Genomic DNA, 18821 nt, shown 5'->3' with positions numbered 1-18821 from the left:
AGCAGCTCGCTCGGATGCCCGGTGCGGCTGCTGGTCGCTGGTGCGGTGCTGCTCATGCTGTCCCCCTCCCCTGTACCTGCGAGCCTACCCGCCGACGACCATTAGCACAAGTGTTCGATAGCGTGAATGTGGATGACCCACAGCCGAATTCGCGCGGCGACCTGCGGCGGTGCGCGCCCGCCTCCGCACCGCCCTGCGTCGGGCGAACGTGGGTGAGAATCGTCGGCCCAGCGACGATCTTCACCCACGTTCGCGGTGGGCGGGGAGGGGGGCGACGCGTCTACGCAGTTCGTGGAGCACGCCGGGACGGGAGGCGAGGCTGGCGGTGCGAACAGCGGATGGTGAGCGGGCAACAAAAACGACGCGGAGCGGGACTCCGTCCAGGCGCCTGAGAAGGAGGCCGAACGGAAGGCGAGGCTGGCGGTGCGAACAGCGGATGGTGAGCGGGCAACGGAACGACGCGGAGCGGGACGCCGCCCAGGCGCCTGTGAGGGAGGCCGAGCGGAAGGCGAGGTGGGCGTCGGCGCCCAAGCGGGTGTTGAGCAGGCAACGGAACCAAGCCGCGCGGGACGCCGTCCGGGCGCTTGTGAAGGAGGCCCGGCGCGAGGCGAGGTGGTCGGTGCGACCAGCGGGTGGCAGCGGACAGCCGAGCGCCGGGCTCACGTCATCGAGACGACGCCGGCAACGGCACGGCGGCGGGCTCCCCCGGAACGGTCGCGCCGGTCAGAGCAGGTCGAGCACGGCGTCCCACACGGCGTCGGCGACGACCGACTTCGGGGCCGGACCGACGTCGGTGACCGCGTCGGAGCCACGGCGCAGCAGGTGCACCGTGCTGGAGTCCTGACCGAAGGTCACCCCGTTGCCGACCTCGTTGACGACGAGGAGGTCGCAGCCCTTGCGGGCCAGCTTCGCCCGGCCGTGGTCGAGGACGGACCCGGTGTCGTCACCGGTCTCGGCGGCGAACCCCACGATGACGGGCGACGTGGCCGCACCGCGTGCCCGGACGAGCCCGGCGAGGACGTCGGGGTTGCGGACGAGCTCGACGACGGGCGCCGACTCGTCCTCGGGCCCGTCGAGCGCGGCCGAGTGGGACTTCTTGATCTTGTGTCGGGCGTAGGCGGCCGGCCGGAAGTCGGCGACGGCGGCGGCCATGACGATGACGTCGGCCTCCGCCGCGGCGGCGGTCACGGCGGCCTCGAGCTCGAGGGCGGTCTCGACCGGGACGACCTCGACACCGGCCGGTGCCGGCAGCGACGAGGACGACACGAGCAGCACCGACGCACCGCGCCGGGCCGCGGCCTCGGCGAGGGCGTGGCCCTGCTTGCCCGACGAGCGGTTGCCGAGGAAGCGCACCGGGTCGAGGGGCTCACGGGTCCCGCCGGCGCTGATGACGACGCGGCGGCCGCTGAGGTCGCCGCGCCGGGACGTCGCGTCGGGGGCCCGTCCGGCCGGTCCGGCCGGGGCGCCAGGACGCGACGCACCCCCCGCCCGCGCGAGCTCGCGCTCGACGACGGCGTAGAGCTCCTCGGGCTCCGGAAGGCGTCCCGGACCCGTGTCGCGACCAGTGAGGCGCCCCGACGCGGGCGGGACGACGTGGACGCCGCGCTCGGTGAGGGTGGCCACGTTGGCCTGGGTGGCCGCGTGCTCCCACATCTCGGTGTGCATGGCGGGGGCCATGACGACCGGGCAGCGCGCGGTCAGCAGGACGTTGGTGAGGAGGTCGTCGGCCTGGCCGGTCGCGGCGCGAGCGAGCAGGTCGGCGGTCGCCGGCGCGACGACGACGAGGTCGGCCTCCTGGCCGATCCGCACGTGCGGCACCTCGGTGATGTCGGACCACACGTCGGTGTGGACCTTCTTGCCGGACAGGGCCGACCACGTGGCCTCGCCGACGAAGTGCAGCGCCGCGGCGGTGGGGACGACGGTGACGTCGTGGCCGGCCTCGGTGAGCAGGCGCAGGAGCGTGCAGGCCTTGTACGCCGCGATGCCCCCGGCGACACCGAGGACGACCTTCACCCGGTCAGTCCTCGGTGGTCGGCGTCGAGGTCAGCAGGCCCTCGTTGATCTCGCGGAGGGCGATCGACATCGGCTTCTCGTGGACCTCGGAGTCGACGAGCGGGCCGACGTACTCGAGCAGTCCCTCCTGGAGCTGCGCGTAGTACGCGTTGATCTGGCGGGCCCGCTTCGCGGAGTAGAGCACGAGCGCGTACTTGCTGTCGGCGCGCTCGAGGAGCTCGTCGATCGGGGGGTTGGTGATGCCGATGGGCTCGGCCACGGTTCCGGACACGCTGGGACTCACTTGCTCTCGGTGACGGGGGTTCTCATCAATGATACGAGTTCCTCGGCCGCACGCCGAACGTCGTCGTTCGTGACGACCACGTCGAACTCGGCGGCGGCCGCCAGCTCGAGGCGTGCGGTGCCCAGCCGGGCCTCCCGCTCCTCGGCGTCCTCGGTACCGCGGCCGACGAGGCGGCGGACCAGCTCGTCCCAGCTCGGGGGCTCGAGGAAGACGAAGAACGCACCGGGCATCGACGCCCGGACCTGGCGGGCACCCTGCAGGTCGATCTCGAGCAGGGCCGGCCGCCCGGCCGCCAGAGCCTCCTCGACGGGACGGCGCGGCGTGCCGTACTTGGCGCGGCCGTGGACGACGGCCCACTCGAGGAGCTCGCCGTCGCGGGCCATGCGGTCGAACTCGGCGTCACCCACGAAGTGGTAGTGGACGCCGTCGACCTCGCCGGGCCGGGGGCGGCGGGTGGTCGCGGAGACCGACAGCCACACCTCGGGGTGGTGCTCGCGGACGTACGCCGCGACGGTCCCCTTGCCGACGGCGGTCGGCCCGGCGAGGACGGTGAGACGGGAGCGTGCGGTCACGACCGCCCGAAGCGGTCGAGCAGTGCGGCGACCTGGTTCTGGCCCAGGCCACGGACGCGGCGGCTCTCGGAGATGCCGACCTCCTCCATGATCTGGCGGGCACGGACCCGGCCGACGCCGGGCATGGACTCGAGGAGGGCCGAGACGCGCATCTTGCCGATGACGTCGTTCGAGCGGCCGGAGTCGATGACCTGGGAGAGCGAGGCACCTGAGTGCTTGAGGCGGTGCTTCACCTCGGCGCGCTCCCGGCGGGAGGCCGCAGCCTTCTCGAGGGCGGCGGCACGCTGTTCGGGGGTGAGCGACGGAAGAGCCACGGGGTCGTTCCTTCGTGGACGTGCGGGCGCTGGCTGCTCAACACCCGGCGGGACCCTCCGACCATAGCGCGCACGTCCAGACGTGAGCCCGACCGCCCTCGGGCGCGCCGGACCCCGTCGAGGGTCAGACCGAGGCACGCACCGCGGCGGCGACGGCGTCGGCCTCGCGGACGGCGGCCTCGGCGAGGGCGGCGACCGACGGGCCGGCGGCGAGGACCGAGCGGGAGACGTTCGGGAGGACCTGGCCGAGGGCGTCGCCGAACACGGCCCGCAGGTCACCCGGACCCGCTCCCTGCGCTCCGAGCCCGGGTGCCAGCAGCGGTGCGGCGGAGCCGGCCAGGTCGAGGCCGAGCCGGTCGACGGCGTCGCCGACGGTGGCACCCACGACGAGGCCGACGTGCCCCAGCTCGCCACGGGCGGCCGCGCCGGCGTTGTCGGCGGCGGCCCCGGCGACGACGCCCGCGGCCACGCTGGCGCCGCCCGCGTCGGCGTGCTGCACCGAGGGACCCTCGGGGTTGGAGGTGAGGGCGAGGACGAAGACCCCGCGCCCGGTGGCCGCGGCGAGGTCGATGGCCGGCCGCAGCGCACCGTACCCGAGGTACGGGCTCACCGTGAGGGCGTCGGCGCGGCCCGGGCCCTCGTCGCCGAGGAACGCCTGCGCGTACGCCTCCATCGTCGACCCGATGTCGCCGCGCTTGGCGTCGAGGACCGTCAGCGTCCCCGAGTCCCGGAGGTCGGCGAGGACCCTCTCGAGGACGGCCACGCCGCGCGACCCGAACACCTCGAAGAAGGCCGACTGCGGCTTGACGGCGGCGACCCGACCGGCGAAGGCCTCGACGCACGTCAAGGCGAACCGCTCGAGGCCGGCGAGGTCGTACCCCAGGCCCCACGACTCGACGAGCGCACGGTGCGGGTCGATGCCCACGCACAGCGGTCCGTGGGTGTCCATCGCGGCGCGCAGGCGCGTGCCGAAGGTCGGTGTCGTGGAAGCGGTCACGGTGCTGCCGTCCTCTCGTGGGCGATGCCGACGACGTCGGCGAACTTCGTGAAGCCGTGGCGGGAGATCTCGGCCTCGAGCTCGTCGACGACGCGGCGCGGGCGCGACGGGTCGTTGAACGTCGCGGTCCCGACCTGCACGGCCGAGGCGCCGGCGGCGACGAGCTCGAGGGCGTCGCGCCCCGTGCGCACTCCCCCGACACCGATGAGCGGCGCCCACGGGATCCGGCCCGACCGCATCGCCGCGGTCACCTGCCAGAGGGCGCGCACCGCCACCGGGCGGACCGCCGGGCCGGAGAGCCCGCCCGTGACCCCCGCGAGCTGCGGGCGGAGCAGGTCGGTGTCGATGACCATGCCGAGGAGGGTGTTGATCATCGTCAGCCCGTCGGCGCCGGCCCGCAGGGCGGCCTCGGCGACGGTGACGATGTCGGTGACGTCGGGGGTGAGCTTGGCGAAGACGATCGTCCCCGGTGGCAGGGCGTCGCGGACGATCCGGACGACCCGCTGCGATGACAGTGGGTCGCACGCGAAGACGAGGCCGCGGTTGGCGACGTTGGGGCAGGAGATGTTGACCTCGACCCCGACCGCCGCCGCGAACGACGGGTGCGCCGCGAGCTTCTTCGCGACGAACCCGAACTCCTCCTCGGTGTTGCCCGCGATCGAGACGAGGACGCGGGCGCCCACCTCGTGCAGCCAGGCGAGGTCCTTGTCGAGGAAGGCGTCGATGCCCGGCCCCTGGAGGCCGATCGAGTTGAGCATCCCGGACGCCGTCTCCGCCATGCGCGGCGTACCGCGCCCGGCCCGCGGGTCGGCCATGACCGTCTTCGTCACGAAGGCTCCGAGCTCGGAGACCGGGAAGAACCGGTGCAGCTCCCTGCCGTTCGCGGCGCAGCCGGAGGCCGTCATCACGGGGTTGGGCAGCGCCATCCCGGCGAGGTCGGTGCGCAGGTCGATCATCAGTGACCACCCACCCGCGGAGCGCCGAGCGTGTCGGCGGGGACCCGGCAGACGCCGTCGGCGAAGGCGTCCCACCGCACCCGGTCGCCCCGGAACACCGGACCCTCCACACAGGAGCGGACCATCCGGGTGACCCCGTCGTTGCCGGTGACGGGCATGACGCAGGTCATGCACACACCGATGCCGCACGCCATCGACTCCTCGACCGCCACCTGGGCGACCGCGCCGTGGGCCGCGGCGATCTCGGTGACCGACCTGAGCATCGCCATCGGGCCACAGGCGTAGACGACGCCGGCGCCGGTGCGGTCGACGACCTCACCGAGGACGTCGCTGACCCAGCCGCGCCGGCCGGCGGACCCGTCGTCGGTCGTCACCGTGACGCCGTCGGCCGTGCGCCGTGCCTCGACGACGCCGAAGAGGCGGTCCTCGGAGGCCGCGCCGAGGACCATCTCGACGTGGCAGCCGCGTTCGCGCAGCGCCTCCGCGAGCCAGAACAGCGGTGCCGACCCGTAGCCGCCTCCGACGAGGACGCAGGCGACCGGCTCGGCGGGCAGCGGGAAGGGGCGCCCGAGCGGGCCGACGACGTCGACCGGGTCGTGCGCCCGCAGCTGCGTCAGCCACTGCGTCCCGGGCCCGTGCGCGGCGATGACGACGTCGACCGTGCCGCCGAACGTCCCCGACGGCTTGACCCGGTGGATCGAGAAGCACCGACGCAACAGGTTCGCCGACGTCTCACCCCCGACCGCGAGCGCGACGAACTGTCCCGGCTTCGCGAGCTCGGCGAGGCCGGGGGCCACCACGGTCAGGTGGTGGTAGGCGCCGGCGCGCCGGTTCGCCACCAGCTCGCCCGTGACCTGGACGACGTCCCTCACGCGTCCACCCCCACGCCGAACAGGTCGAGGGCGGCCGCGTGGTCCTGCAGCGAGGTGACCTCGAGCCCACCCGCCAGCTGCGACTCGATGGCCTGCACGGCCGCCGCGAGCTGCTGGACGGTGGTGATGATGGGGGTGTCGGTGGCCGCGGCCGCCGCGCGGATCGCGTACCCGTCGGCGCGCGCCGAGGCACTCGGACCGCTCGGGCTGTTGACGACCATGTCGACCTCGCCGGCGTTGATCCAGTCGACGATGCTGCGGCCGGAGTCGCCGCGCTCGGCGTGCTTGAGGACGACCTCGGCCTCGATCGCGTTGCGCCGCAGCACGTCCGCGGTGCCCGACGTCGACACGATCTTGAACCCGAGGTCGACGAGCCGCTTCACCGGGAAGATGATGGCGCGCTTGTCGCGGTTCGCCACCGAGACGAACACCGTTCCCTTGGTGGGCAGTCCACTGATCGCGCCGAGCTGGGCCTTGGCGAACGCGCGCCCGAAGTCGCGGTCGATGCCCATGACCTCACCGGTGGACCGCATCTCGGGTCCGAGCAGGCTGTCGACGACGAGGCCGTCGGCGGTGCGGAACCGCTTGAACGGGAGCACGGCCTCCTTGACCGACATCGGCGCGTGCGCCGGCATCCGCCCGCCGTCGGTGTGCTTCGGCAGCACGCCCTCGTCACGGAGCTGGGCGATGGTGGCGCCCAGCATGATCCGGCTCGCGGCGTTCGCCAGGGCGACGCCCGTGGCCTTGGCGACGAAGGGCACCGTGCGCGACGCCCGGGGGTTGGCCTCGAGGACGTAGAGGATGTCCTGGGCCAGGGCGAACTGGACGTTCATCAGGCCCCGCACCCCGATCCCCCGGGCCAGCTTCAGGGTGGACTCCCGCACCCGCTCCAGCTCGGAGGCTCCGAGCGTGACCGGCGGCAGGGTGCACGACGAGTCACCGGAGTGGATGCCGGCCTCCTCGATGTGCTCCATGATCCCGCCGAGGTACATCTCCTCCCCGTCGTACAGGACGTCGACGTCGATCTCGATGGCGTCGTCGAGGAACCGGTCGACGAGCACCGGGTGCTCCGGGCTGGCGACGGTCGCGCGCTCGACGTAGCCCGAGAGGGTCTCGTCGTCGAAGACGATCTCCATCCCGCGGCCGCCGAGGACGTACGAGGGCCGCACGAGGACGGGGTAGCCGATCTCGCGGGCGATCTCGACGGCCTCGGCCGCGCTGTAGGCCGTGCCGTGCTTCGGCGCGGGCAGCCCGGCCTCGGCCAGCACGCGCCCGAACGCCCCGCGGTCCTCGGCGAGGTCGATGGCCTCCGGTGAGGTGCCGACGATCGGCACGCCCTCCGCCTTGAGCGCCTTGGCGAGGCCGAGCGGGGTCTGCCCGCCGAGCTGGACGATGACGCCCGCGATCGGCCCGGCCTTGGCCTCGGCGTGGACGACCTCGAGGACGTCCTCAAGGGTCAGCGGCTCGAAGTAGAGGCGGCTGCTCGTGTCGTAGTCGGTGGAGACCGTCTCGGGGTTGCAGTTGACCATCACGGTGTCGTAGCCGACGTCGCGCAGGGCGAAGCTGGCGTGGACGCAGGAGTAGTCGAACTCGACGCCCTGCCCGATCCGGTTCGGGCCCGAGCCGAGGATGATGACGGCCGGACGCTCGCGCGGGGCGACCTCGTCCTCCTCGTCGTAGGCGCTGTAGTGGTACGGCGTCCGGGCGGCGAACTCGGCGGCGCACGTGTCGACCGTCTTGTAGACCGGCCGCACCCCGAGGGCGTGGCGCACCCCGCGCACGACGGCCTCGGGCATCCCCCGGAGGGAGGCGAGCTGGGCGTCGGAGAAGCCGTGGCGCTTGGCCAGCCGCAGCAGCTCGGGCGTCAGCTCACCGGCCTGCGCGACGGCCTCGGCGACGTCCTCGACGAGCCGCATCTGGTCGAGGAACCAGGGGTCGATCCTCGTGACCTCGTGGACCTCCTCGACCGACAGCCCGCCGCGCAGCGCCTGCTGGACGAGGACGATGCGCCCGTCGGTGGGCCGCTTCGCCTCGGCGAGCAGGGCGCGCGCCTCCTCGGTCGTCGGCGTGGGGCCGTCCCAGTGGAAGCTGCTGCCCTTCTTCTCCAGGGACCGCAGTGCCTTCTGGAGGGCCTCGGTGAACGAGCGCCCGATCGACATCGCCTCGCCGACCGACTTCATCGTCGTCGTCAGGGTGTCGTCGGCCGCGGGGAACTTCTCGAACGCGAACCGAGGCACCTTGACGACGACGTAGTCGAGCGTCGGCTCGAACGACGCAGGGGTCTCCTGGGTGATGTCGTTCGGCACCTCGTCGAGGGTGTAGCCGATCGCCATCTTCGCGGCGATCTTCGCGATGGGGAACCCGGTGGCCTTCGACGCGAGCGCCGACGAGCGGGAGACCCGGGGGTTCATCTCGATGACGATGATGCGGCCGTCCTCGGGGTTGACCGCGAACTGGATGTTGCAGCCGCCGGTGTCGACGCCGACCTCGCGGATCACCGCGATGCCGATGTCGCGCAGCCGCTGGTACTCACGGTCGGTCAGGGTGAGGGCCGGGGCGACGGTGATGGAGTCGCCGGTGTGGACGCCCATCGGGTCGAGGTTCTCGATCGAGCAGACGACGACGACGTTGTCGGCGTGGTCGCGCATGACCTCGAGCTCGTATTCCTTCCACCCGAGGATCGACTCCTCGAGGAGCACCTCGGTGACCGGTGAGTACTGCAGGCCGGCACCGGCGATGCGGCGCAGCTCGTCGGGCGTGTACGCGAAGCCCGAGCCGAGCCCGCCCATCGTGAACGACGGCCGCACGACGACCGGGTAGCCGAGGTCGTCGGCGGCGGCCATGACCTCGTCCATCGTGTGGCAGATGTGCGAGCGGGCCGACTCGGCGCCGCAGCGCTCGACGACCCCCTTGAACTTCTCGCGGTCCTCGCCGAGCTGGATCGCCTCGACGTTGGCGCCGATGAGGGGCGCGTCGTACTTCTGGAGGACACCGCGCTCGTGGAGGTCCATCGCGCAGTTGAGCGCCGTCTGGCCACCGAGGGTCGCGAGGACCGCATCGGGGCGCTCCTTGGCGATGATGGCCTCGACGACCTCCGGGGTGATCGGCTCGACGTAGGTCGCGTCGGCGAACTCGGGGTCGGTCATGATCGTCGCCGGGTTGGAGTTCACGAGGACGACCCGGATGCCCTCCTCCCGCAGCACCCGGCACGCCTGGGTGCCGGAGTAGTCGAACTCGCAGGCCTGGCCGATGACGATCGGCCCCGACCCGATGACGAGGACGCTCCTGATGTCGTCACGCTTCGGCATCAGGCGGTCCGTCCTTCCATGAGCTGCACGAACCGGTCGAAGAGGTAGGCGGCGTCGTGCGGGCCGGCCGCGGCCTCCGGGTGGTACTGGACCGAGAAGGCCGGCACGTCGAGGCACTCGAGGCCCTCGACGACGTCGTCGTTGAGGCAGACGTGGCTGACGCGGACCTTCCCGAACGGGGTGTCGCTCTCGCGGTCGAGGGGCGCGTCGACGGCGAACCCGTGGTTGTGCGCGGTGACCTCGACCTTGCCGGTCGTGCGGTCCATGACCGGCTGGTTGATGCCGCGGTGCCCGTACTTGAGCTTGTACGTGCCGAACCCGAGGGCCCGGCCGAGGATCTGGTTGCCGAAGCAGATGCCGAAGTACGGCGTCCCGTCGCCGAGGACGTCGCGGACCAGCTGGGCCTGGACGTCGGCGGTCGCCGGGTCGCCCGGGCCGTTGGAGAGGAAGACGCCGTCCGGGGCGAGCTCGCGAAGCTGCGAGATCGTCGTCGTCGCCGGCAGGACGTGGACCTCGATGCCGCGCTCGGCCATCATCCGCGGCGTCATCGACTTGATGCCGAGGTCGACGGCCGCGACGGTGAACCGCCGCTCCCCCACCGCCGGGACGACGTAGGCCTGCGTGGTGGCGACCTCCTCGGCGAGCGCCGAGCCGGCCATCTGCGGGGCGTCGATGACGGTCGTGAGCAGCCGCTCGCGCGGGGCGGTGGCGGCCTCGCCGGAGAAGATGCCGACCCGCATCGCCCCGCGCTCGCGCAGGTGGCGGGTCAGGGCTCGGGTGTCGAGGTCGCAGATGCCGACGACGCCCTGGGCGTCGAGCTCGTCCTCGAGGGAGCGGCGCGAGCGCCAGCTCGACGGGCGCAGTGCGGGGTCACGGACGACGTAGCCGGCGACCCAGATGCGGCCCGACTCGTCGTCCTCGTCGTTCCAGCCGGTGTTGCCGACGTGCGGCGCCGTCATGACGACGACCTGGCGGTGGTAGCTCGGGTCGGTGAGGGTCTCCTGGTAGCCGGTCATGCCGGTGGAGAAGACGGCCTCGCCGACCGTGGAACCGCGGTGGCCGTAGGCGCGGCCGGTGAAGGTGCGGCCGTCCTCGAGGACGAGGACGGCGGGCTCCCGGGTGGTCAGCATGCGGTGGGCTCCCCTCCTCGCGCGGTGACTCGCCCGCGCAGGATCGTCGTGTGGACCGCTCCGGTCAGCGACCGGCCGTGCCACGGGGTGTTGCGGGACAGGGACTGCGAGGCGTCGCGGTCGACGGTGACCGTGGCGGCGGGGTCGACGAGGACGAGGTTCGCCGGCTCGCCCTCGGCCACCGGGCGGCCGTGGTCGGCGAGCCCGGCGATGCGGGCAGGGCCCGAGGACATGACGCGGGTCAGGTCGTGCCACCCGAGCCGGCCCTCGCGCACGAGGAGGTCGTGGACGACCGCGAACGAGGTCTCCAGGCCCAGCATCCCGAAGGCCGCGTCGACGAACGCGTGCTCCTTGTCGTGCCGGGCGTGCGGCGCGTGGTCGGTGGCGACGGCGTCGACGGTGCCGTCGACGAGCGCGTCGCGCAGCGCCTCCTGGTCCTCGGTGGGTCGCAGCGGCGGGTTGACCTTGTAGACAGGGTCGTACCCCGTGAGCAGGTCGGTGCCCAGCGCCAGGTGGTGCGGGGTGACCTCGGCGGTGACCCGGATGCCGCGCGCCTTGGCCCAGCGGATGACGTCGAGCCCCTCGGCGGTGCTGACGTGCGCCACGTGGATCCGGCTGTTCGTGTGCTCGGCGAGCATGACGTCACGGGCGATGACCGCCGACTCGGCGACGCTGGGCCACCCCGGCAGCCCGAGCCGCCCGGAGAGCTCGCCCTCGTGGCAGCACGCCTGCGGCCCGGCGAGGGTGGGGTCCTGGCTGTGCTGGCTGACGACGCCGCCGAAGGCCCGCACGTACTCGAGCGCCCGGCGCATGACCCGGCCGTCGGCCACGCAGCGCCCGTCGTCGGAGAAGACCTGGACCCCGGCGCGGCTGCGGTGCATCAGCCCCAGCTCGGCGAGCTCGGCGCCCTCCAGCCCCTTGGTCACCGCCCCGACCGGGACGACGTCGACGAGGCCCGCGGCGCGCCCGAGGTCGAGGACGCGCTCGGCGGCCTCGGCCGTGTCGGTGACGGGGCTCGTGTTCGCCATCGCCAGGACCGCGGTGAAGCCGCCGACCGCCGCGGCCCGCGAGCCGCTCGCGATCGTCTCGGCGTCCTCGCGGCCCGGCTCGCGCAGGTGGGTGTGGAGGTCGACAAGGCCCGGGAGGAGGACGAGCCCGTCGGTGTCGACGGCCTCGGTGCCCCTCGGCGCCTCGACGTCGGCACCGGCCGCCGCGATCCGGCCGTCCCGCAGGAGGACGTCGCCGGTCGTGGGCGTGCCGTCCGCGGCGTACCAGGTGGCGCCGGTGAGGAGGAGGTCGCGCTGCCCGCTCACGCCGCGGCCCCCTCTCCCGCGAGGAGGTGGTAGAGGACGGACATCCGGACCGCCACCCCCGCACTCACCTGGTCGAGCACGAGGCTGCGCGCGGCGTCGGCGGCGTCGGCGCTGATCTCGAGGCCGCGGTTCATCGGGCCGGGGTGGCAGATGACGGCCTCCGGGTTGGCGTCGGCGAGCGCGCGGAGGCGGTCGCGGGTGAGCCCGAACCCCACGGTGTACTCGCGGGGGGTCGGGAAGAAGCCGCCACTCATCCGTTCGCGCTGGACGCGCAGCATCATCACCGCGTCGGGTCCGGAGGCGAGGACGGCGTCGAGGTCGTCGGTGGTCTCCATCTGCTCGGCCGAGGCCCACGGGCCGATCCCGCTGGGCATGAGCGTCGGCGGTGCGACGAGGGTGACGTGGGCGCCGAGGGTGCGCAGCGTGATGGCGTTGGAGCGGAACACGCGGCTGTGGGTGAGGTCGCCGACGATCGCGACGCGGCGGCCGTCGAGGTCGCCCATCCGCTGCTCCATCGTGTACGCGTCGAGGAGGGCCTGGGTGGGGTGCTCGTGGGTGCCGTCACCGGCGTTGACGACGCTCGCGTCGACCCACTGCGCCACCTGGTGCGCCGCCCCGCTCGCCATGTGCCGGATGACGAGGGCGTCGACCGACATCGCGTCGATGGTGCGGACCGTGTCGCGCAGGGACTCCCCCTTGCTCGCGCTGGACCCCTTGCCGGTGATGTTGATGGTGTCCGCCGACATCCACTTGCCGGCGATCTCGAAGCTGCTGCGGGTGCGGGTGGAGTCCTCGAAGAACAGGTTGATGACGGTGCGCCCGCGCAGGGTGGGCAGCTTCTTGACGTCGCGGCGCTGCACCTCGTGCATCTCGGTGGCGGTGGCGAGGAGCATGCGGACGTCGTCGCGGCTGAGGTCGGCGCTGGAGAGCAGGTGGCGGTTCACCGCGGCTCACCCCCGGCGATGCGGACGACGTCGTCGATGCCGTCGTGGCCGGACAGGCGCACCTGCACCTTCTCGGTGTGGCTCGTCGGGAGGTTCTTGCCGACGTGGTCGGCCCGGATCGGCAGCTCCCGGTGGCCGCGGTCGACGAGGACCGCGAGGCGCACGGCGCGGGGGCGGCCCAGGTCGGACAGGGCGTCGAGGGCGGCTCGGATGGTGCGACCCGAGTACAGGACGTCGTCGACGAGGACGACGACCTTGTCGTCGATGCCGCCGCTCGGGATGCGCGTGGCCATCGGCGCGCGGGTGGGCTGGTGGCGCAGGTCGTCGCGGTGCATCGTGATGTCGAGGGACCCCACGGGCACCTCGGTGCCCTCGACCTCGCGGATGAGGTCGACGAGCCGGCTGGCGAGCTCGACGCCGCGGCTGGGGATGCCGAGGAGGACGAGGCCGTCGGCACCCTTGTTGTGCTCGAGGATCTCGTGGGCGATGCGCCGCAGGGCCCGGGCAACGTCACCTGCGGTGAGGACGTCGCGGCCACTGGGGTCGAGGGGGTGCCCGGGGGGCACGCTGCTGCTGTCGGCGCGCGTCATCGACGCGGACCTCCTTCCCTGCCTCACGGGACAGGTCGTTAAAGGATGTCTGGCGGACGCCACTCTAACCCGGGGCGACGTCCTCCCCCGACACGGCCCGCCGGGTGGGACCGGCCACGAGGCCCGGCCGGCCCCACCCGATCGGGCCCCCTGGCCTAGTCATAACGAACTACTATGCAGAACCCAACACGATGTGATGGAATGGTGGTCACCGCCCGAGCGCCGTGAGGAGGCCCCCGTGCAGACATCCGTCCCGCCCACCACCCGCCGTGACGCGTCCTGTGCGGACGCCCCGGGCTCGGACCGGTCCGTCGTCACCGCCCCGCTGTTCCCCCCGCGCGACGCCGACGCCGAGACGTACCGCCGCTTCATCGCCGCCTCCCCGTGGCCCGAGGTGGTCTTCGCGGCCGCCGGCCACCGCTGAGCCCGACCTGAGGTCGAGCCCGGCCGTCCTCCCTGCGCGAGCCCGTGGCGTGGCTACGGTGAGCGCCATGAGCACCGTGCCGGAGCCTGCGACCCCCACCCCGGTCCCGGTCGACCTGCCCTGATGCCGGCGACGACGGGCGAGGCGAGGACACCGACGGTCCCGGGCGAGGTCGGCGCCGCGGGGGGTGCGCGGCTGCTCGTGCCCGACGTCCTGCGCGGTGTGGCGATCCTCGCCATGCTCGTCGCGCACGCCGTCCCCTTCCTCCCCCACGCGCCGAGTGCCGCCGACTTCGTCATGTACAACGTCAACGACGTCGCCTCGCCGCTGTTCGCCCTCGTCATGGGGATGGCCGCGCAGCTCGTCGCCCAGCGGACACCGCCGGGGGACCGCCCGCGGATGCTCGTCCAGCAGGGCGTCCGGGCGCTCTTCCTCGTGCTCCTCGGCGTCTGGGTCGCCACGTGGGGGTCGTGGGTGGCGGTGGTGCTCGGGCACCTCGGCGTCCTCCTCCTCGTCGGGGCGCCCCTCGTCCTCCTGCCGACCCGTGTGCTGGCGGGCCTCACCGCCCTGGTCGTCGTCGTCAGCGCGCCGCTCAACGCCTGGGCCCGCTCCGCACTCGCGGGCACCTTCCCCGACCCGGACGCGCCGGCGGCCGTGCTCGCCCGCTGGGTCGTCCTCGACGACCACTACCGGCTGACCAACCTCCTGCCCTTCTTCCTCGCCGGCGCCCTGCTCCTGCGCCACGGCGCCCGCCGCGACCGGCTCCTGTGGGGGCTGCTGGCGGTGGCACCGGTCGCCTGGCTCGTGGCACCCGTCCTCCAGCGTCTCCGCCCGGACTCCGACTTCGTCAGCGGCAGCTGGCCCGACACCCTCCACGACGTCGGGCTCGTCGCCCTCGCGTACGTCGCCGTCGTCCTCCTCGCCACGCTCCGACGTCCCCCAGCGGCCGTCGGGGCGGTCCTCGGCGGGCTGCGGGCGCTCGGCGTCGTGGCCCTGAGCCTGTACGTCCTGCACGTCGGCGTCCTCGCCCTGTGGGCCCCGGGCGGGCTGCGCCCGGCCGGGAACGACTACCCCGGGTGGCTCGTCGTCGTCCCGGGGATGGCCGCCGTCGGCATCCTGTGGGCGCGGCTCGTCGGACGCGGTCCGCTCGAGTGGCTCGTCGGCCTCCTCACCGGCCGCCGGCGGCGACGGGAGCCCGCGACCACGGGGTGACGCAGCGGCCCCACGGGAGGAGGATCGGCGCAGGGCGCCACCGCGGCGCCCCGGATCGGAGGCCGAGGGCATGGCTCACACGTACGGCATCACCGAGGTCGTCGGGACCTCGACGTCGTCCATCGACGACGCCATCACGAGCGCCGTGGGGCGGGCGTCGAGCACGGTGCGGGGGCTGGACTGGTTCGAGGTCACCGAGATCCGCGGGCACCTCGAGGACGGCGCCGTGGCGCACTACCAGGTGGGGCTGAAGATCGGGTTCCGCCTCGAGGAGTGAGCGCGTCGCCCGTCACGCCAGGGTGGGCTTGACCTCGACGAGGCGGCCCAGCAGGCCGTTGACGAAGCGTGGGCTGTCGTCGGTCGACAGCTCGGTCGCGAGGGCGACCCACTCGCTGACGGCGACCGGCTCCGGGACGTCGGCCGAGAAGAGGACCTCGTAGGCGCCGAGGCGCAGGATGGCGCGGTCGACGGCCGGCATGCGCTGCAGGGTCCAGCCCTGCGCGTAGGTGGCGATGAGCTCGTCGATCTGGGCCCAGCGCTCGACGACCCCGGTGACGAGGTCGGCGGTGAGCTCGGGCAGCGGGGCCTGGGTCACCGGGGCGGCAAGGCGCTCACGGAGCAGCTCGCCGGCGTTGACCCCGCGCTGCTCGGCCTCGAAGAGGAGGTCGAGCGCGCGCTTGCGGGCCTTGGTGCGGGCGGCCACGGGTCAGCTGACCCGGCCGAGGTAGGAGCCGTCGCGGGTGTCGACCTTGACCTTGGTCCCCGTCTCGAGGAACAGCGGCACCTGGATCTCGGCGCCGGTCTCGACGGTCGCGGGCTTGGTGCCGCCGGTGGAGCGGTCGCCCTGCAGGCCCGGCTCGGTGTAGGTGATCTCGAGGACGACCGAGGCGGGGAGCTCGATGTACAGGACGCTGCCGTCGTGGCGGGCCACGATCGCGTCCTGGTTCTCGAGGAGGTACTTCGCCGCGTCGCCGACGACGGCCGGGCTCACCGGGATCTGGTCGTAGGTGTCGCCGTCCATGAAGATGAAGTCGGACCCGTCGTTGTACAGGTACTGCATGGTCCGCTTGTCGACGTTCGCGGTGTCGACCTTGACGCCGGCGTTGAACGTCTTGTCGACGACCTTGCCCGACAGGACGTTCTTCAGCTTCGTGCGCACGAAGGCCGGGCCCTTGCCGGGCTTGACGTGCTGGAACTCGACGACGGTCCAGAGCTGGCCCTCGAGGTTGAGGACGAGGCCGTTCTTGAGGTCGTTGGTCGATGCCACGGGTGGTCTTCGCTTTCGTCTGCTCGGTGGCCACGGGCCGGTCCGGGAGGCCGCGGGCGCGCGTCACCCCCATGAGGGAGTGCTGGGGATCGCCTCAGATCCTATCGCGCCCGCGGCCGTGGCCCGGACCGCCGCCTGCAGGGCTCAGCAGGGGACGACGTCGAGCGCTGCCTCGGAGAGCACGGCCTCTCCGCCGAAGCCGACGACCTCCAACGGGTAGCTGATGTACTGCATGTAGTTCTCGACCTCGGCGACCGTGGCCGACGGTGCGCACGTGGGCCGCGACAGGAGGAGTGCGTAGTCGACCACGGCACCGAACGCGGCGGCCGAGAGCGCGTCCGGGAACGTCAGGCCGCTCGCGAGCACGATGCCGTTGTTGGGGTGGATGAACTCCAGCTCCGACACCTTGGCCGCCGTGCCGTAGCGGTCGGCGCCGGAGCGGCGGACGACCTCCTTGCCGGGGACCAGGGCCTTGATGGTGGTGACCACGCCCGCGGACACGGATCCGGTACCGCCGACGACGACGACTCGCTCGGGGTCGATGGCGTCGATGGCGTCGGCCGACGACGAGGGCAGGGAGCCCGCCTTCGTCAGGACGACGGCACCGCGTCGCCACCCGGTGGCGGATCCGGCGGCCAGCGCGTCGGGGAAGGCGTCGCCGTTGACGACGTAGACGGTGTCGACGCCCTGCGGGACCTCGGGATCCGGGTCCTGGTAGCCCGCGTCGGTGATGACGGCGACGTCGGCTGCGGTGGCGTACCGGTCAGGACCCGCGACCCGACCGACGGCCGCGAGCGTGGCGAGCTGGGCGGCGACCGCGTTGGAGACGGCCCCGGCACCGCCGACGATGACGATGTCGTGGGGGTTCAGTCGGCGCAGCTCGTTCATGACGACCGCGGGGACCGTCCCCGATGAGGGCACGAGGAGCAGGGGCCCGAACGGGCGGACGAAGGACGTGGCGGCCAGGGCATCGGGGAAGTTGGTGCCGCTGGCGACGAAGACGACGTCGAGGGGGTACTGCGCGATGACCTCGTCGGTGTAGAGCGCCTTGCTGCCGGCGACCGAGGTGGCGTAGCGGTTCGGCCCCGCCATGCGGACGGTGGCGATCTCGGCGGCCCGCGCGTCGTCGCCCGCCCGAGCCGTGGCCGCCTTGCGGGCGGCCGCGGTGCGGGCGGCGCCGTCGGCAGCGGCCGAGGCCGTCGCCCAGCGCGGCAGGTCGGACGAGCGCTCGGTGGCGGCCGCGGGCACCTGAGCCCCCGCGGCAGCACCGACGGCGACGAGGGCCGCGAGCAGCGATGTGGACAGGGTCGTGCGACGTGCTCTCATCAGGAGGTTCCCCAAGGTCACGGCCGGCGACCACCGCCGGCGTCGCGAGGGATCGTAACCGTCCCTCGCGACGCCGGTCGACGTGGGTTGCGAACTGTCGCAGCCCTCGCCGGGATCAGCAGCGGGTCAGCGCGAGCGCGGCGCCGGAGAGGACCCCCGTGCCGCCGACACCGACGACCTCGAGCGGGGTCCCCGCACCGAGCAGCGCGGTCTGGGCCGCGGCCTCGTCGGCCGTGGCCTTCGGGGCGCACGTGGCCTTGGCGAGGAGGAGCGGGTACTCGACGACCGCGCCGAACCCGGCGGCCGAGAGGGCGTCGGGGAAGGTGAGGCCGTTGGCGAGCATGATCCCGGAGGCGGGGCGGTCGAACTCGTTGAGGGAGACGGCGGCAGCGGTGCCGAAGCGGTCGGCGCCGGCGCGGCGGACGACCTGCTTGCCCGGCACGAGGGAGGCGACCTGCGAGCGGACCGTGTCGGACACGGACCCGGTGCCGCCGAGGATCACGACGCGCTCCGGCTCGATCATCTCGATGGCCATGGCGGTCCACTCCGGCAGCGAGGTGCGCTTGGTGAGCACGACCGCGCCGCGGTTCTGACCGGTGGCGGCGCCGGCGGCCAGGGCGTCGGGGAAGTTCTCGCCACTGACGACGAAGAGCGTGTCGACCCCGGGCTCGGGGGTCTCCGGGTCCGACCCCTCGTAGGTGCCGTCCGTGATGACGGCGGCATAGCCTGCCGTCTCGTAGCGGTCCTCGCCGTCGACCCGGTCGGTCTCGGCGACGGTGGCGAGCTGGGACTCCACACCCGCGGAGACCGCGCCGGTACCGCCGATGATGACGACGAAGTCAGGGTTCAACCGGTTCAGCTCGGCCATGACGTTGCCCGGCACGGTGCCCGTGGGCGGCACGAGGAGCATGGGGCCGTACTGCGGGACGAGCGAGGTGGCCGCGAGCGCGTCGGGGTAGTTGAGCCCGTTGGCGACGAAGGCGACCTCCACGGGGGTCGACGCGAGCACCTCGTCGGTGTAGAGCGCCTTGCTGGCCTCGACGGCGGTGGCGTAGCGGTTCGCCCCGGCGATGCGGACGGCCTCGTAGCCGTCGGTGGTGCGGGCGGCGCCGAGGCGCTCCTGCGCGGCCGCGCGGGCGGCCTTGGTGGCGGCGAAGCCCTTCGCCGCCGCCGCGACCCACTCGGGCGTCTCGTACGCGCGGTCGGCGGCGGCCGCGGGTGCCTGCGCGCCGAGAGCGGCCCCGAGGCCGACGAGGGCCGCGACGGCGGCGGCGGGCAGGCTGGAACGACGATGTCTCAT

General features: G+C 73.3%; 19 protein-coding genes. 3 read left to right on the top strand and 16 right to left on the bottom strand.

The features are described from left to right. Positions 1-723: 723 nt before the first annotated feature. The 12 genes from ACK8HX_RS16885 to pyrR all read right to left on the bottom strand — a co-directional run bounded on the left by ACK8HX_RS16885 (position 724) and on the right by pyrR (position 13292). The gene (locus ACK8HX_RS16885; protein WP_411941879.1) at positions 724-2013 is read right to left on the bottom strand and encodes a bifunctional phosphopantothenoylcysteine decarboxylase/phosphopantothenate synthase; all 1290 of its coding nucleotides are present in this window, start codon (positions 2011-2013) and stop codon (positions 724-726) included. A 4-nt stretch (positions 2014-2017) separates the two neighbouring features. Next, the gene (gene rpoZ / locus ACK8HX_RS16880; RefSeq protein ID WP_411941878.1) at positions 2018-2284 is read right to left on the bottom strand and encodes a DNA-directed RNA polymerase subunit omega; all 267 of its coding nucleotides are present in this window, start codon (positions 2282-2284) and stop codon (positions 2018-2020) included. A gap of 8 nt (positions 2285-2292) precedes the next feature. After that, positions 2293-2868, bottom strand: a complete 576-nt coding sequence (gmk, locus tag ACK8HX_RS16875) for a guanylate kinase (protein ID WP_411941877.1) — start codon at positions 2866-2868, stop codon at positions 2293-2295. Beyond that, positions 2865-3182: an integration host factor, actinobacterial type gene (mihF, locus tag ACK8HX_RS16870; protein ID WP_411941876.1), complete on the bottom strand. Its 318-nt coding sequence runs from the start codon at positions 3180-3182 to the stop codon at positions 2865-2867. Before mihF ends, gmk begins: the two co-directional genes overlap by 4 nt. A 124-nt stretch (positions 3183-3306) precedes the next feature. After that, positions 3307-4179 (bottom strand): orotidine-5'-phosphate decarboxylase, encoded by an 873-nt coding sequence (pyrF, locus tag ACK8HX_RS16865; RefSeq protein WP_411941875.1) that lies wholly within the window; start codon positions 4177-4179, stop codon positions 3307-3309. Continuing rightward, complete coding sequence (locus tag ACK8HX_RS16860; protein WP_411941874.1) at positions 4176-5135, bottom strand: dihydroorotate dehydrogenase; 960 nt, start codon at positions 5133-5135, stop codon at positions 4176-4178. Before ACK8HX_RS16860 ends, pyrF begins: the two co-directional genes overlap by 4 nt. Further along, the gene (locus tag ACK8HX_RS16855) at positions 5135-6007 is read right to left on the bottom strand and encodes a dihydroorotate dehydrogenase electron transfer subunit (RefSeq protein ID WP_411941873.1); all 873 of its coding nucleotides are present in this window, start codon (positions 6005-6007) and stop codon (positions 5135-5137) included. The genes ACK8HX_RS16860 and ACK8HX_RS16855 overlap by 1 nt, the downstream gene beginning before the upstream one ends. Beyond that, on the bottom strand, positions 6004-9315 hold the full coding sequence (gene carB, locus ACK8HX_RS16850; RefSeq protein WP_411941872.1) for a carbamoyl-phosphate synthase large subunit: 3312 nt from the start codon (positions 9313-9315) through the stop codon (positions 6004-6006). Before carB ends, ACK8HX_RS16855 begins: the two co-directional genes overlap by 4 nt. After that, complete coding sequence (gene carA, locus ACK8HX_RS16845; RefSeq protein ID WP_411941871.1) at positions 9315-10445, bottom strand: glutamine-hydrolyzing carbamoyl-phosphate synthase small subunit; 1131 nt, start codon at positions 10443-10445, stop codon at positions 9315-9317. Before carA ends, carB begins: the two co-directional genes overlap by 1 nt. Next, positions 10439-11758, bottom strand: a complete 1320-nt coding sequence (locus ACK8HX_RS16840) for a dihydroorotase (protein ID WP_411941870.1) — start codon at positions 11756-11758, stop codon at positions 10439-10441. Before ACK8HX_RS16840 ends, carA begins: the two co-directional genes overlap by 7 nt. Beyond that, on the bottom strand, positions 11755-12702 hold the full coding sequence (locus ACK8HX_RS16835; RefSeq protein WP_411941869.1) for an aspartate carbamoyltransferase catalytic subunit: 948 nt from the start codon (positions 12700-12702) through the stop codon (positions 11755-11757). Before ACK8HX_RS16835 ends, ACK8HX_RS16840 begins: the two co-directional genes overlap by 4 nt. Then, positions 12699-13292 (bottom strand): bifunctional pyr operon transcriptional regulator/uracil phosphoribosyltransferase PyrR, encoded by a 594-nt coding sequence (pyrR, locus tag ACK8HX_RS16830; RefSeq protein ID WP_411941868.1) that lies wholly within the window; start codon positions 13290-13292, stop codon positions 12699-12701. Before pyrR ends, ACK8HX_RS16835 begins: the two co-directional genes overlap by 4 nt. Before the next feature lie 238 nt (positions 13293-13530). On the opposite strand from pyrR, the gene ACK8HX_RS16825 reads away from it, so the two are divergent. The 3 genes from ACK8HX_RS16825 to ACK8HX_RS16815 all read left to right on the top strand — a co-directional run bounded on the left by ACK8HX_RS16825 (position 13531) and on the right by ACK8HX_RS16815 (position 15205). Then, positions 13531-13716 carry a hypothetical protein gene (locus ACK8HX_RS16825; RefSeq protein ID WP_411941867.1) on the top strand — a complete coding sequence of 62 codons (186 nt, stop codon included), beginning with the start codon at positions 13531-13533 and terminating at the stop codon, positions 13714-13716. 123 nt (positions 13717-13839) lie between these two features. Then, positions 13840-14928, top strand: coding sequence for a DUF418 domain-containing protein (locus tag ACK8HX_RS16820; RefSeq protein WP_411941866.1), 1089 nt, complete (start codon positions 13840-13842; stop codon positions 14926-14928). Positions 14929-14998: 70 nt separating this feature from the next. Beyond that, positions 14999-15205 (top strand): dodecin, encoded by a 207-nt coding sequence (locus tag ACK8HX_RS16815; RefSeq protein WP_411941865.1) that lies wholly within the window; start codon positions 14999-15001, stop codon positions 15203-15205. A 12-nt stretch (positions 15206-15217) separates the two neighbouring features. Here ACK8HX_RS16815 and nusB read toward each other — a convergent pair whose 3' ends face one another. The 4 genes from nusB to ACK8HX_RS16795 all read right to left on the bottom strand — a co-directional run bounded on the left by nusB (position 15218) and on the right by ACK8HX_RS16795 (position 18821). Continuing rightward, positions 15218-15631, bottom strand: coding sequence for a transcription antitermination factor NusB (gene nusB / locus ACK8HX_RS16810; RefSeq protein WP_411941864.1), 414 nt, complete (start codon positions 15629-15631; stop codon positions 15218-15220). A 3-nt stretch (positions 15632-15634) separates the two neighbouring features. Beyond that, positions 15635-16195, bottom strand: coding sequence for an elongation factor P (gene efp / locus ACK8HX_RS16805; protein WP_411941863.1), 561 nt, complete (start codon positions 16193-16195; stop codon positions 15635-15637). A gap of 144 nt (positions 16196-16339) precedes the next feature. Then, the gene (locus tag ACK8HX_RS16800; protein WP_411941862.1) at positions 16340-17521 is read right to left on the bottom strand and encodes a cell wall-binding repeat-containing protein; all 1182 of its coding nucleotides are present in this window, start codon (positions 17519-17521) and stop codon (positions 16340-16342) included. Positions 17522-17636: 115 nt separating this feature from the next. Next, positions 17637-18821, bottom strand: a complete 1185-nt coding sequence (locus tag ACK8HX_RS16795; RefSeq protein WP_411941861.1) for a cell wall-binding repeat-containing protein — start codon at positions 18819-18821, stop codon at positions 17637-17639.

It is taken from the genome of Oryzobacter faecalis, from assembly GCF_046764005.1.
GTDB classification, from domain to species: domain Bacteria; phylum Actinomycetota; class Actinomycetes; order Actinomycetales; family Dermatophilaceae; genus Oryzobacter; species Oryzobacter faecalis.
Note: the sequence above shows the minus strand (reverse complement) of the source record. Positions and strands in the feature narration are given on the sequence as shown.